This is a genomic window from uncultured Aquincola sp. (genome assembly GCF_964001545.1).
Lineage (GTDB): Bacteria > Pseudomonadota > Gammaproteobacteria > Burkholderiales > Burkholderiaceae_C > Aquincola.
In genome coordinates this window covers 1-12,822 of record NZ_CAXFDV010000166.1, presented here as the reverse complement: position 1 = coordinate 12,822, position 12,822 = coordinate 1, and the positions used below count along the sequence as shown (strand labels likewise).

Sequence of the window (12,822 nt, the reverse complement as noted above, 5' to 3'; positions counted from 1 at the left end):
GAGTTCACCGTCATCAACGAGTACCTCGTGCGTGACCTGAAGAAGCTCGGCCTGTGGGACGACGTGATGGTGATGGACCTCAAGCACTTCGATGGTTCGCTGCGCCGCATCGACCGCGTGCCTGAAGACTTGAAGCAGCTGTACGCCACCGCCTTCGAGGTCGAGACGCAATGGCTGGTCGAAGCTGCTGCACGCCGCCAGAAGTGGATCGACCAGGCGCAGAGCCTGAACATCTACATGGCCGGTGCTTCGGGCAAGAAGCTCGACGAGACCTACAAGCTCGCGTGGATCCGTGGCCTCAAGACGACCTACTACCTGCGCACCATGGGCGCCACCCATGCAGAGAAGTCGACGGTCAAGGCCGGTGCGATGAACGCCGTGAGCTCGGGCTCGCAAGCCGGCAGCGGTGGCATGTCCGCCATCGATGCAGCGGCTGCGCAGGCACGTGCCCAAGCGGCTTCAGAGCCGGCCACCGACATCAAGTTCTGCGCCATCGACGACCCGGGCTGCGAAGCCTGTCAGTGAGGGTGTGAGCGATGCGATGTTGTCGATGCGAAGCGGCAACATCGACATCGCATTGATGTCAATAAGTGCTTGGTGTTTGAACACAACACTCCGATAATTTCAACACCTGAGGATGTACATACATGCTGGTCTGGGAAGACGACAAGCCGCTCGAAGCCAAGGCTCCTGAAAGAGCTGCACAACCTGTTGACGCGATGGTCCAAGCACCCCGCGCAGCGATGGCCTCGTCGGCTCTGCAAACCGCCGCGTTCACGCCTTCAGCCCCCGTTGCATCCAAGGCTGCTGCCCCTGTCGCAGGCACATCGATTGCCGCCGCTGCTGCACACAGCACGCGCCGCGTCAACGTGGCCGACAAGCGCATCATCAATGGCCAGACGGATGTCAACCAGCTCGTCCCGTTCAAGTACAAGTGGGCTTGGGAGAAGTACCTCGCCACCTGTGCCAATCACTGGATGCCGCAAGAGGTGAACATGTCGCGCGACATCGCGACCTGGAAGGACCCCAACGGCCTGACGGACGACGAGCGCCGCATCATCAAGCGCAACCTCGGCTTCTTCGTCACGGCTGATTCGCTGGCGGCCAACAACATCGTGCTGGGCACCTACCGCCACATCACGGCGCCCGAGTGCCGGCAGTTCCTGCTGCGCCAGGCCTTCGAAGAAGCGATCCACACCCACGCGTACCAGTACATCGTCGAGTCGCTGGGCCTGGACGAGAGCGAGATCTTCAACGCCTACAACGAGGTGCCGTCGATCCGCGACAAGGACGAGTTCCTGATCCCGTACATCGACGCGATCATGGACCCCAACTTCCAGACCGGCACGCCCGAGAACGACCAGACGCTGCTCAAGAGCCTGATCGTCTTCGCCTGCCTGATGGAAGGCCTGTTCTTCTACGTCGGCTTCACGCAGATCCTGGCGCTGGGTCGGCAGAACAAGATGACGGGCGCGGCCGAGCAGTACCAGTACATCCTGCGCGACGAGTCGATGCACTGCAACTTCGGCATCGACCTGATCAACCAGCTCAAGAACGAGAACCCGCACCTGTGGACGGCGGAGTTCAAGGCCGAGATCACGGCGCTGTTCCTCAAGGCCGTCGACCTCGAATACCGCTATGCCGAAGACACCATGCCGCGCGGCGTGCTGGGTCTGAACGCGTCCATGTTCAAGGGCTACCTGCGCTACATCGCCAACCGGCGCGCGGTGCAGATCGGCCTCGACCCGCTCTTCCCGAACGAGGAAAACCCGTTCCCCTGGATGAGCGAGATGATCGACCTGAAGAAGGAGCGCAACTTTTTCGAAACCCGCGTCATCGAGTACCAATCCGGTGGCGCATTGAGCTGGGACTGAACGCGCGCTTCGATCCCCCGATCGGCAGCAGACAGTTCCCTGGTGTGAAGAGATCAAGATCCGCGGCACGAGAAGCACGGCCATAGAAGCCGGGCTCCCGGACCGCCACCCCGTTCACCGTACCGAGGCAGCCGGCGCAAGCCGGAAGACCGCGGACGGTGGGCCACCTTGCTGTACTCGAGCAGCAGGGTGCTGTTTGCAACTTGATCAAGGAGATTGAAATGGCAACTGCGAAGAAGGCCGCACCGGCCAAGAAGGCGGCACCGGCGAAGAAGGCCGCGGCCCCCGCGAAGAAGGCGGCCCCGGCCAAGAAGGCCGCCGCTCCGGCGAAGAAGGCTGCACCGGCCAAGAAGGCGGCTGCACCGGCGAAGAAGGCTGCGGCCAAGAAGGCGGCACCGGCCAAGAAGGCGGCGCCCGCGAAGAAGGCCGCTCCGGCGAAGAAGGCAGCACCGGCCAAGAAGGCGGCGGCTCCGGCGAAGAAGGCTGCTGCACCGGCCAAGAAGGCTGCGGCGCCCGCCAAGAAGGCCGCTGCCCCGGCTAAGAAGGCTGCTGCCAAGAAGGCCGCTGCGCCGGCCAAGAAGGCTGCCGCTGCGCCCGCCAAGAAGGCGGCTGGCAAGAAGGCTGCGAAGAAGGCGCCGACCCCCAGTGCCCCTGCTGCCCCTGCGGCAAAGACGGCCCTGAGCCCGGCTGCGGCCTGGCCCTTCCCGACCGGCAACAAGCCCTGATCGTGCGCAGCTGAGACCACCGCCAGGTGGTCCTGCTGCAGCGATGTGAAGCCCGGCCCAGCGCCGGGCTTTTCTTTGCCCGATCAGCGCCCGATCAGGCGTCCGCGATCGCCGGGTCGATCTGGTGGTTCTGGCCGCCGCGGCTGCCGATCTTGAGGGCACCCAGGCGGTTGCCCAGCGCGGCGCAGCGGGGCAGGTCCCAGCCGCGTTCCAGGCCGTACAGCAGGCCGCCCCGGAAGGCGTCGCCGCAGCCGGTGGGGTCGAGCACGTCGCTGGCCTTGACGCCCGCCACCAGCGTGCGCTGGCCGTCCTGCCACACCTCGCAGCCCTGGTCGGCCAGGGTCACGATCACGCCCTTCAGATGCGAGCGTGACAGCGCCTCGATGTCTGTGCCCATGCGTTCGCACAGCATGCGGGCTTCATAGTCGTTGACCGTCACCCAGGTGGCCTGCTCCACGAAGCGACGCAGCTCGGCGCCGTCGAACATCGGCAGGCCCTGGCCCGGGTCGAACACGAAGGGGATGCCCGCCGCATACATCTGCTGCGCATGCAGCAGCATCGCGTCGCGGCCATCGGGCGCGATGATGCCCACCTTCAGGTCTTCACGCGCGGGCACCTCGGTCAGGTGCGCCATGCTCATCGCGCCCGGATGGAAGGCCCAGATCTGGTTGTTGTCGGCATCGGTGATGCACATGCCTTGCGCGGTGTAGCTGTCGGCCACGGTGCGCACGCAGGAGGTGTCGATGCCCAGGCCCTGCAGGCGCGCCACGTAGTCGGCGCCGTCGCTGCCTACGGTGGCCATGACCACCGCATTGCCGCCCAGCGCCTGCAGCGTGTAGCCGATGTTGCCGGCGCAGCCGCCGAACTCGCGGCGCAGCGTGGGCACCAGGAAGGACACGTTCAGGATGTGCACCTGCTCGGGCAGGATCTGCTGCGCAAAGCGGCCCGGGAAGTTGGTGATCGTGTCGAACGCGAGCGATCCGCAGATGAGGGCGGCCATGGGTGGCTCCTGAAGAAGGGAACGAAAAGGATCAGGGGTAGAAGATCTCGGCGCTGTAGCCGGTGATCTTGCGGTCGCCGCCCGCCAGCACGCCCTGCAGCGGCAGCGTGGCGCCCGGGGCGATGGTGCTGCCCCTGGCGCCCAGGCCGGCGGCGCTGAGCACCTTGCGCGAGACCACCTGGCCCTGCGCATCGGTCAGCGTCAGCTCCAGCGAAGGCAGCATCACCGGCACCCGGTCGTTGTTGCGCAGCGTGGCGGTGAACTCGTACTGGTCGGTGCTGCCTTCCAGCTTCACCAGGCCGCTGCTGTCCACGGCCAGGCTGTCCACCCGGCGCATCGGCTCCACCTCGCAGCCGGCCACGGCACACAGGCCGCGCAGCACGGGCGCCGACTCAGGCCAGCGGGCGGCCAGCACGTCGCGCCAGCGCAGGGCCACCTGGGCCAGCAGCAGCAGGGCCAGCAGTACGCAGACCACCGCCAGGGCGGTGCGCACGCCCGGCCGCTGCCAGGCCGTGGCAGGGGCGGCCCGGCGTGCCGCCTTGCCGGCCACCGGCGGTGTGCGGCGCATGAATTCGGGCACGGCAGCGGGCGCTGCCATCGCCGCTGCGGCGGGGGCAGCAGCGGGCCGGGCCGGCGCCGACAGGTCGGGCGGCGATTCACGCATGGGCAGTGGCGAGGAGCGGCCATACAGCCGCGGCTCGTCGTCGTCCAGATCGTCGTCCAGCGGGGCCTGTGTGGGCTCGAAGCGCGGGCGCTCCGGCTCGCGGGCTGCCGGCGCATCGGCCGGCGGTCGAGCGTCGCGGTAGGTGCTGCCAAAGCCGGCGGCATACGCAGCGTCGTCAGGCTCGTGCAGCAGCGGCCGGTGGTCCAGCCGGGCCGAAGCGGGCTGGTCTTCGTCCGGCAGGTCGGAGGGTTCGAACGGCGGTGGTTCCAGCGGGCCCAGCGGGTGGCTGCTGCGGGCGGCCATCGGCGGCGCCGCGGGTTCGTGCGGCGGCGAGATCGTGGCGCCAGCGGGGCCCTGCGGGCCTTCAGCTTCCGCACCACCGGGCCAGGGCGGGGGCGCCTCCTGCTCCAGGTCGAACAGCGATTCCAGCGCGTTGAACACCGCTTCGCAGCGGCCGCAGCGCACCCAGCCCTCGGACACCTTCAGCTGGTCTTCGACCACGCGGAACACGGTGCCGCACTGCGCGCAGCGGGTGGCCAGGCTCATGACGTGAAGCGCGCCGTCATCAACACCCAACCGTCTTCACGGTCGTGCACCGCCAGCTGGCACCAGGGCGCGTACGCAGCCGTGAGCTCGTCGGCCTGGCGTTCGAGGATGCCGGCCAGCACAAGGTCGCCGCCGGGCGCCACATGGCCGCACAGCAGCGGCGCCAGCAGCTTCAGCGGCGTGGCCAGGATGTTGGCCAGCACCAGCGGATAGGCGCCGCTGGCCAGCTCGGGCAGGCCGGCGTTGAGCTGAACGCCGTTGGCCTGGGCGTTGGCCTGGGTGGAGGTGACGGCCGCCGGGTCGATGTCGACCGCGTCGATGGCGTGGCCGCCATGCAGCGCGGCGCCGATGGCCAGGATGCCCGAGCCGCAGCCGTAGTCCAGCACGCGCTGCCAGCCGGCACGGCGCTCGGCCGGCTGCGTGGCGATCCAGCGCAGGCACATGCGGGTGGTGGGGTGGGTGCCGGTGCCGAAGGCCAGGCCCGGGTCGAGCCGGATGACCTGCTGTGCGGCGGCCGGCGGCTCATGCCAGGTGGGCACGATCCAGAAGCTGGGCGTGATCTCGACCGGCGCGAACTGCGATTGCGTCAGGCGCACCCAATCCTGCTCGGGCACCGGCTGCAGGCCCTGCATCGCTACGTCGGCGGCCCAGTCCTGGGCCAGCAACAGCGTGGCGGCTTCGGTGGCAGCCGCTTCTTCCGGGAACAGCGCGCGCAGCGTGGAGCGCTGCCATCCCGCCTTGGGCGCTGGCATGCCGGGCTCGCCGAACAGCGCCTGCTCGGCCTCGCTGTCGGCATCGGCGTCTTCCACCGACACCGACAAGGCGTCCAGCTCCAGCATCAGCGCATCGGACACCGTCTCGACCAGCGATTCGGGGGCGCGCAGGATCAGTTCAAACATAGAGGCCTCCGCAGCCGCCGCCGAGCCGCCTCAAGGCGGCTGCGCGCCCCCTCGGGGGGCAGCGAAGCGGCGAAGCCGTGAGCTTGGGGGCTGACACACCGCCGCCAAGCCGCCTCAAGGCGGCTGCGCGCCCCCTCGGGGGGCAGCGAAGCGGCGAAGCCGTGAGCTTGGGGGTCGACATCACCGCTTGTGTTGCGCAAGCCAGCCTTCCAGGTAGTGGATGCTGGTGCCACCCTCGATGAACTTGGCATCGACCATCAGCTCGCGGTGCAGCGGGATGTTGGTCTGGATGCCTTCGACCACCGTCTCGTCCAGCGCGGTGCGCATGCGGGCCAGGGCCTGCTCGCGGGTGTCGCCGTGCACGATGATCTTGCCGATCATCGAGTCGTAGTTCGGCGGCACGAAGTAGTTGCTGTAGATGTGCGAATCGACCCGCACGCCCGGGCCGCCCGGCGGGTGCCACATGCTGATGCGGCCCGGCGACGGCACGAAGGTGTAGGGATTCTCGGCATTCACCCGCACTTCGATGGCGTGGCCGCGCTGCTGGATCTGGCGCTGCGCGAACGGCAGCTTCTCGCCGGCGGCCACGCGGATCTGCATCTGCACGATGTCGATGCCGCTGACCATCTCGGTCACCGGATGCTCCACCTGCACGCGGGTGTTCATCTCGATGAAGTAGAACTCGCCGTTTTCGTACAGGAACTCGAAGGTGCCCGCCCCGCGGTAGCCGATCTTCTTGCAGGCGGCGGCGCAGCGGTCGCCGATGCGCTCGATCACGCGGCGCGGAATGCCCGGCGCCGGCGCTTCTTCGATGATCTTCTGGTGGCGGCGCTGCATGGAGCAGTCGCGCTCGCCCAGCCACACCGCATTGCGGTGCGAGTCGGCCATCACCTGGATCTCGATGTGGCGCGGGTTCTGGAGGAACTTCTCCATGTACACCGCCGGGTTGCCGAAGGCAGCGCCGGCTTCGGCCTTGGTGGTCTGCACCGCATGCAGCAGCGCTGCTTCGGTGTGCACCACACGCATGCCGCGGCCACCGCCGCCGCCCGCAGCCTTGATGATCACCGGGTAGCCCACGGCGCGGGCGATCTTGATGATCTCCTTGGGGTCGTCGGGCAGCGCGCCTTCGGAGCCGGGCACGCAGGGCACGCCGCTCTTGATCATCGCCTGCTTGGCCGACACCTTGTCGCCCATGATGCGGATCGACTCGGGCGTGGGGCCGATGAAGACGAAGCCGCTTTTTTCCACCCGCTCGGCGAAGTCGGCGTTCTCGGACAGGAAGCCGTAGCCGGGGTGGATGGCCTCGGCGTCGGTGACCTCCGCGGTGGAGATGATGGCCGGCATGTTGAGGTAGCTCTGCGCCGAGGGCGCGGGGCCGATGCACACGGCTTCATCGGCCAGCTTCACGTACTTGGCGTCGCGGTCGGCTTCGGAGTAGACGACGACCGACTTCACGCCCATCTCGCGGCAGGCGCGCTGGATGCGCAGGGCGATCTCGCCGCGGTTGGCGATCAGCAGTTTCTTGAACACGCGGCCGACCTCACTCGATGATGAACAGCGGCTGGCCGAACTCGACAGCCTGGCCGTTGTCCACCAGGATCTTGGTGACCGTGCCGCTCTTGTCGGCCTCGATCTCGTTCATGATCTTCATCGCTTCGATGATGCACAGCGGCTCGCCTTCCTTGACCGACTGGCCCACCTCGGCCAGCGGCTTGGCGCCCGGGCTGGAAGCGGCGTAGAAGGTGCCGACCATCGGCGACTTGACCACATGCCCGGCGGGCTCGGCCGGTGCCTCTGCCACCGGCGTGGCGGTGGGGGCCGGTGCGGGCGCCAGGGGGGCGGCCATCTGCTGCAGGGCGGGCGCTGCGGCCGGCAGGTAGGCCTGGGGCGCTGCCTGCGGGTCGGCCTTGACGATGCGCACCTTGCCATCGGCTTCGGTGATCTCGAGCTCGGAGATGTTCGATTCCGACACGAGGTCGATGAGCGTTTTGAGCTTGCGCAGATCCATTGTTCGTTCTCCTGCGCACGAGACCGGGGCCAGGCCCGGCATCACGCGCGATCAGTCCAGTTTTTTGGCGAAACGGCTGGCATCGGCCGCCCGTTCGTCCACCCTGTGTCGCTGCGGAACAACGTCGCCGCAAATAATGGCGAGCAGGGTTGCGGGGAGCGAACTCTACGCGGTTTATCCGCCGTTACCCGGTGTTGACAAAAAATAGAAGGGTGTTAGGGCTTTACAAGCCGCAATGCCCGATCAAGCGGCAGATCGGGCCCAGCCAGCCAGCTCTTCATAGCTGGTTTCACCCAGCTTGCGCTGCAGCGGCCGGCCATCGGCCCCGAAGACCACCGTGAAGGGCAGGGCGCCCACGCTGTTGCCCAGCCGCTTGGACAGGTCGGTGCCTTCCAGGCCCGCCAGCCCGATGTGAAAGCCCAGCGGCTGCTTGCGCAGGAACTCGCGCACCGGCGTCGGCCCGTCCACCGCCAGGCCCACCACCTGCCAGCCCTGCGGCTTGAACTCGGTGTGAAAGCGGTCGATCTGCGGCAGCTCCTTGACGCAGGGCGGGCACCAGGTTGCCCAGAAGTTCAGCACCAGGGGCTTGCCGCGCAGGCTGGCCATCTGCAGTTCGCCGCCTTCGGGCCGCGCGAAGCTGAGCGACCACAGCGCCGCCACCGCCTCGTCGTCCGCCGCGCCGGGGTGAAGCCGCCACCAAGCCAGGCCCGCGCCGGCCGCTGCGGCGGCCAGGCCCACGCCGGCAAAAAGAGTACTGCGTCGGTTCATCGCTCGATTGTCTCCGCGCCGCCTTTGTCCTCGTCGGCCTGGGCCATCAGCCGGCGAAGCGCGCCCAGGTCGCCGCACAGCGTGCGGCCGGTGCCATCGGGCTTGAGGGCGCCGCGCAGGTCGTCCAGGTCGCGCACCGCCAGGAACAGCGTCACGTGCTCTTGCAGTTCGGGGCTCCAGCTGGCCAGCGACAGCAGGTCGACCGGCTCGCCGCGCGGCGAGGGCAGGCTGCTCACGTCGTAGTCGACACCCTGGTTGATGAGTGCGATCTCGGCCGACTTGGCATCGTCGCAGTACAGGTCGATGTGCAGCGCCGACAGCCGGGTGGCGGTGCCGCGCCAGGCCGCGCCCGACAGGTGCGGCCGGAACTCGGCCAGGCGCTCCAGCCAGCGCAGGGCCAGGCTGCGCAGCGCGGCCAGTTCGGCCGGCTGGGTGTCGGCGCAGAACACGGCGATGTATTCGCGCACCGCCTCTTCCACCGCTTCGTTGCTCGGCAGGTCGCCGGGGCGCGACCGCCCCAGCGAACGGGCCGCCTTGCGCTTGGCGGGGCCGTACTCCATGCCTTCTTCCACCACCAGGCGGGCGGCGGTGGCGGCGATGTCGGCGGTCATGGATTCACTCATGCGGCAGCTTTCTCAAGGCAGTTCCACGGCCGGCATGCGGGCCGCCACCGTGCCGGCACGGCCGACGATGTAAGGCGAGGCGGGCCGCCGTTCGAAGCGCTTGGGCGCCGGCAGCATCACCGCCAGCCGGGCCGCCTGCGACGTGCCGAGCTGCGCCGCGTCCACCCGGAAGTAGTGGCGCGCCGCGGCCTGGGCGCCGAACAGGCCTTCGCCCCATTCCACGTTGTTCAGGTAGATCTCGAGGATGCGCTGCTTGCTCAGCAGACCTTCGAGCATGTAGGTGATCACCAGTTCCTGGCCCTTGCGCAGCGTGGTGCGCTCCGACGAAAGAAACAGGTTCTTGGCCAGCTGCTGGGTGATGGTGGAGCCGCCGACGATGCGCGGCTGCGCCGGCGTGGGCGTGGCCTTGGCGCTTTTGCCCTGGCGCTGGGCCAGCTGCTGGTTGAGCTTGGCGGCCCGCGCTTCGGCCTGCAGGTTGCGGTCCCAGGCCTTCTCGATCGCTTCCCAGTCCACGCCGCCGTGGTCCACGAAGCTGGCGTCTTCGCTGGCGATGACGGCGCGCTTGAGTTGTGGCGAGATGCGCTCATACGGCACCCACTGCTGCGCCCAGGCCGCCTGGCCGTCGGCCGCCAGCAGCCGCCGCGCCTCGCTGCGCTGGAAGGCGGTGGACTGCGGATCGACCACCGCCATCAAGCCCACGCGCAGCCCGAAGTACAGCTGCAGCGCCACGGCGCACAGCAGCACCAGCGCGATGAGGCGGCCGGCCTGCTTCATGCCTGCTGCCGGGCCTTGGCGGCCAGCGCCTCGCGCAGCGCGGCGCGCACCGGCTCGGTCTGCGGGCGCACGCCGCGCCAGATGAAAAACGCCTCGGCCGCCTGCTCCACCAGCATGCCCAGGCCGTCGTGCGCCTGGGCGCCATGGGCACGTGCCCAGGCCAGGAAGGGCTCGACCGCCGGGCCGTACATCAGGTCGATGGCCAGCGTGCCCGGCCGCAGCACCGAGGCCGGCGCCGGGATCTCGGCGCCCTGCAGGCTGCTGGCGCTGCTGTTGAGCACGATGTCGAAAGCGCCCTCAGGATCTTGCAGGCCGCAGGCCTGCAGCGCCACGCCGTGCTGCGCCGCCAGCGCCGCATGCCGCTCGGCCAGCGCCTGCGCCTTGGCCGGCGTGCGGTTGGCCACCACCACCTCGCGCGGGCGACCTTCGATCAGCGGGCCGAGTGCGCCGGCCGCGGCGCCGCCGGCGCCGATCAGCAGCACGCGGCTGCCGGCCAGCGCGGCACCGGTGTGGGCGATGTCGCGCACCAGGCCAATGCCGTCGGTGTTGTCGGCCACCCAGCCGTCGGGCCGCAGGTCCAGCACGTTGGCGGCGCCGGCCAGCGCGGCGCGTTCGCTCACGCGGGCGGCAGCGGCCACCGCTTCCAGCTTGAAGGGCACGGTGATGTTGCAGCCCTTGCCGCCCTGGCGCACGAAGTCGGCCACGGTGGCAGCAAAGCCGTCGAAGGGGCTGAGCACGCGGGTGTAGGTCAGGGCCTGGCCGGTCTGCTGCGCGAAGGCGGCATGGATGAAGGGCGACTGGCTGTGCTGGATCGGGTTGCCGATGACGGCATAAAGATCAGTGGTCATTTCCTGGGGGCAGCGGAGGCAGAGAGCGTGGTTTCCAGCCCGTCGTCGCGGGTGAAGCGAAAGCGCGAGGTGACGACGATCTGGTCGGCCTCGCTGAGCATGGCCGCATTGAAGCGGCCGAAAGGCGCGGCGGCCTGCACGATGGCGACGGCACGCTGATCGAGGTGGCGGTTGCCCGAGGACTTCAGCACCTCGGCTTCCACCACGCGGCCCAGCGCGTCCACGGTCACGTTCATCGTCAGCTCGCCATAGAGCTTGCGGCCCTGGAAGCGCGGAAAGTCCTGCGTGCCGCGTTCTTCGATGCGGCGGCGCAGCCGGTCGTAGTAGGTGGCGTAGGTCACCTCGCGCGTGGCAGGGCTGACATAGCGGCGCCGCGGCTCGGCGTTCTGCTGGTTGATGCGGGTCTCGATCTCGGCCAGCAGCCTCAGCATCTGGCGGCGCTTGTCTTCCTGGGCATCGCCGTCGGCGGTGCCGGTGTCGCGCTGGGGGTCGGGCGGCGGCAGCATGGCCAGCTCGCGCCGCACCTGGGCCAGCAGTTGCTGCTGCTGGCTTTGCATCTGCTCGATGCGGCGCTGGTGGCTGTCGGTGTCCTGCCCGCTGCGCACTTCCAGCGTGGGCGGCAGCGGCGAGGTGGCGCGGCCCTGCGCCGCTTCACCGCCGCCGGCCAATGTGGCCTGGGCCAGCGCCTGCGCCTGGCGCGGCGGCTCGTTGCCGCGGGCGTTGACCAGGATCACCTCCAGCGGCGATTCGCCCATGCGCTGCAGCTCGAAGCGCGGCGCCGCTACCTGCACACCCAGCAACGCCGCATGCACGCCGACCGAGGCGGCCAGCGCCCATTGCAGCGTGCCCCAGCGGCGCAGCATGGTGGGTCAGGCCGCCGCCGGGGCGGCACCCTCCTGCGTTTGGCCGGCTTCGGCTGAATCGCCGGCATCGGCCATGTCGATGGCCAGCGACAGCGGCGCAGCTTCCTGCACCTCGTCGTCCACCTCGGCTTCGCTTTCGCCGGCCACTTCGGCCACCGCATCGTCCAGGCGGGTGACCAGCTGCGCATGCAGGTCCAGCGTCAGCAGGTCCATGCCGGTGATGCGCACCCGCACATGGGCGCCGCGCGGCAGCTGCTCGCAGCCCGAGGCGCGGAACACCAGCGGCAGCGTGTCGGCGCGCACCAGGCCGTCCTTCATCACCGCGGCGTCCAGCTCGGTCACGCCGTTCTGCTCCAGCCAGCGCAGCGTCCAGTAGCGCTCGATGCCGTGCTGGAAGTCGTTGTACGCGCCGTAGGCAGCGTCGAAGGCCGAGATGACGGAGAACAGCTGCGCATCTTTCGGCTTGAACGGCGCGGCCAGTGCGGCCGTGCGGCCATGGCGGGCGCAGGCGATGATCTGCCATTGGTTGACCAGGTCAACGTACCGGCGCAGCGGCGAGGTGGCCCAGGTGTACTGCGCCACGCCCATGCCGGCATGCGGCAGCGCCTTGGTGCCCATGCGCACCTTGATGCCCGGCGCCAGGCTGGCCTGGCTGCGGTAGATGCCGGGCAGGCCGCATTCGGCCAGCCAGCCGCCCCAGGTGCTGTTGGCCAGGATCATCGCCTCGGCCACGATCAGGTCCAGCGGCGCGCCGCGGCGGCGGGTGCTGATGGTCACCCGCTCGTCGCCCTGCGGCTCGGCGGTGTGGCCCTCCAGGCGGAAGTTGTAGTCGGGGCGGTTGAAGTTCTCGGGCTTGCCACGCACCACCTCGCGCTGGGCCTTCAGGTGGCGCGCCAGGCGGAAGGCAAAGGCCAGCTCGGGCGCAAAGGCATAGCCGGCCGGCGCCTCGCCGGTCAGCGTGGCTTCGGTGACCACATCGTCCAGCTGGTCGTGGCGCAGGTTGGCGGCAATCGGCACCCGCTCCAGCTTGGTCTCGCTGGCGCGCACTTCCAGCGTGGCCTCGTCCATGGTCACGTACAGGCTCACGGCCGGGCAGTCCTGGCCTTCGGCCAGCGTGTAGCGCTGCACCACCTCGTCGGGCAGCATGGTCAGCTTCCAGCCCGGCATGTACACGGTGGACAGGCGCTCGCCCGCCACCTTGTCGATGGCGCTGCCCGGCGCAATGGCCAG

At 69.1% G+C, this 12,822-nt stretch carries 13 protein-coding genes and 1 pseudogene; 3 read left to right on the top strand and 11 right to left on the bottom strand.

Features of this window, described 5'->3' with window-relative positions; translation table 11 throughout:
• The 3 genes and pseudogenes from ABNT58_RS05645 to ABNT58_RS05635 form a co-directional block, all read left to right on the top strand.
• Nucleotides 1-525 (top strand): annotated as a pseudogene (locus tag ABNT58_RS05645) (ribonucleoside-diphosphate reductase subunit alpha); the annotation flags it as partial.
• A gap of 218 nt (nt 526-743) precedes the next feature.
• Entirely contained in the window at nt 744-1,874 is a 1,131-nt protein-coding gene (locus tag ABNT58_RS05640) for a ribonucleotide-diphosphate reductase subunit beta (protein WP_348752526.1), read from the top strand.
• A 203-nt stretch (nt 1,875-2,077) separates the two neighbouring features.
• A complete protein-coding gene (locus tag ABNT58_RS05635; protein WP_348752525.1) occupies nt 2,078-2,599 on the top strand; it encodes a hypothetical protein in 522 nt (173 codons plus the stop codon).
• A gap of 94 nt (nt 2,600-2,693) precedes the next feature.
• On the opposite strand, the gene ABNT58_RS05630 is transcribed toward ABNT58_RS05635, so the two are convergent.
• The 11 genes from ABNT58_RS05630 to ABNT58_RS05580 all read right to left on the bottom strand — a co-directional run.
• Nucleotides 2,694-3,599, bottom strand: a complete 906-nt coding sequence (locus tag ABNT58_RS05630; RefSeq protein ID WP_348752524.1) for a carbohydrate kinase family protein — start codon at nt 3,597-3,599, stop codon at nt 2,694-2,696.
• Between the two features lie 31 nt (nt 3,600-3,630).
• The gene (locus ABNT58_RS05625; protein WP_348752523.1) at nt 3,631-4,809 is read right to left on the bottom strand and encodes a zinc-ribbon and DUF3426 domain-containing protein; all 1,179 of its coding nucleotides are present in this window, start codon (nt 4,807-4,809) and stop codon (nt 3,631-3,633) included.
• Nucleotides 4,806-5,708 carry a 50S ribosomal protein L11 methyltransferase gene (gene prmA / locus ABNT58_RS05620; protein WP_348752522.1) on the bottom strand — a complete coding sequence of 301 codons (903 nt, stop codon included), beginning with the start codon at nt 5,706-5,708 and terminating at the stop codon, nt 4,806-4,808. Before prmA ends, ABNT58_RS05625 begins: the two co-directional genes overlap by 4 nt.
• Nucleotides 5,709-5,888: 180 nt before the next feature.
• A complete protein-coding gene (gene accC, locus ABNT58_RS05615) occupies nt 5,889-7,238 on the bottom strand; it encodes an acetyl-CoA carboxylase biotin carboxylase subunit (protein ID WP_348752521.1) in 1,350 nt (449 codons plus the stop codon).
• 10 nt (nt 7,239-7,248) lie between these two features.
• Complete coding sequence (accB, locus tag ABNT58_RS05610; protein ID WP_348752520.1) at nt 7,249-7,716, bottom strand: acetyl-CoA carboxylase biotin carboxyl carrier protein; 468 nt, start codon at nt 7,714-7,716, stop codon at nt 7,249-7,251.
• 243 nt (nt 7,717-7,959) lie between these two features.
• On the bottom strand, nt 7,960-8,484 hold the full coding sequence (locus ABNT58_RS05605) for a TlpA disulfide reductase family protein (protein WP_348752519.1): 525 nt from the start codon (nt 8,482-8,484) through the stop codon (nt 7,960-7,962).
• Nucleotides 8,481-9,095, bottom strand: coding sequence for a hypothetical protein (locus ABNT58_RS05600; RefSeq protein WP_348752518.1), 615 nt, complete (start codon nt 9,093-9,095; stop codon nt 8,481-8,483). Before ABNT58_RS05600 ends, ABNT58_RS05605 begins: the two co-directional genes overlap by 4 nt.
• A 24-nt stretch (nt 9,096-9,119) precedes the next feature.
• Nucleotides 9,120-9,881 carry a transglycosylase domain-containing protein gene (locus ABNT58_RS05595; RefSeq protein ID WP_348752517.1) on the bottom strand — a complete coding sequence of 254 codons (762 nt, stop codon included), beginning with the start codon at nt 9,879-9,881 and terminating at the stop codon, nt 9,120-9,122.
• The gene (gene aroE, locus ABNT58_RS05590; RefSeq protein WP_348752516.1) at nt 9,878-10,729 is read right to left on the bottom strand and encodes a shikimate dehydrogenase; all 852 of its coding nucleotides are present in this window, start codon (nt 10,727-10,729) and stop codon (nt 9,878-9,880) included. Before aroE ends, ABNT58_RS05595 begins: the two co-directional genes overlap by 4 nt.
• Nucleotides 10,726-11,592, bottom strand: coding sequence for a TonB family protein (locus ABNT58_RS05585; RefSeq protein ID WP_348752515.1), 867 nt, complete (start codon nt 11,590-11,592; stop codon nt 10,726-10,728). Before ABNT58_RS05585 ends, aroE begins: the two co-directional genes overlap by 4 nt.
• Nucleotides 11,593-11,598: 6 nt before the next feature.
• Nucleotides 11,599-12,822, bottom strand: a 1,224-nt coding sequence (locus ABNT58_RS05580; protein WP_348752514.1) for an RNB domain-containing ribonuclease, incomplete at its 5' end; no start/stop codon positions are given.

What these genes read in the sequence shown, in the direction of transcription:
- ABNT58_RS05640 (WP_348752526.1), top strand. Translation starts at nt 744, where the DNA reads ATGGCCTCGTCGGCTCTGCAAACCGCCGCGTTCACGCCTTCAGCCCCC.
- ABNT58_RS05630 (WP_348752524.1), bottom strand. Translation starts at nt 3,599, where the DNA reads ATGGCCGCCCTCATCTGCGGATCGCTCGCGTTCGACACGATCACCAAC.
- ABNT58_RS05625 (WP_348752523.1), bottom strand. Translation starts at nt 4,809, where the DNA reads ATGAGCCTGGCCACCCGCTGCGCGCAGTGCGGCACCGTGTTCCGCGTG.
- prmA (WP_348752522.1), bottom strand. Translation starts at nt 5,708, where the DNA reads ATGTTTGAACTGATCCTGCGCGCCCCCGAATCGCTGGTCGAGACGGTG.
- accB (WP_348752520.1), bottom strand. Translation starts at nt 7,716, where the DNA reads ATGGATCTGCGCAAGCTCAAAACGCTCATCGACCTCGTGTCGGAATCG.
- ABNT58_RS05605 (WP_348752519.1), bottom strand. Translation starts at nt 8,484, where the DNA reads ATGAACCGACGCAGTACTCTTTTTGCCGGCGTGGGCCTGGCCGCCGCA.
- ABNT58_RS05600 (WP_348752518.1), bottom strand. Translation starts at nt 9,095, where the DNA reads ATGACCGCCGACATCGCCGCCACCGCCGCCCGCCTGGTGGTGGAAGAA.
- ABNT58_RS05595 (WP_348752517.1), bottom strand. Translation starts at nt 9,881, where the DNA reads ATGAAGCAGGCCGGCCGCCTCATCGCGCTGGTGCTGCTGTGCGCCGTG.
- aroE (WP_348752516.1), bottom strand. Translation starts at nt 10,729, where the DNA reads ATGACCACTGATCTTTATGCCGTCATCGGCAACCCGATCCAGCACAGC.
- ABNT58_RS05585 (WP_348752515.1), bottom strand. Translation starts at nt 11,592, where the DNA reads ATGCTGCGCCGCTGGGGCACGCTGCAATGGGCGCTGGCCGCCTCGGTC.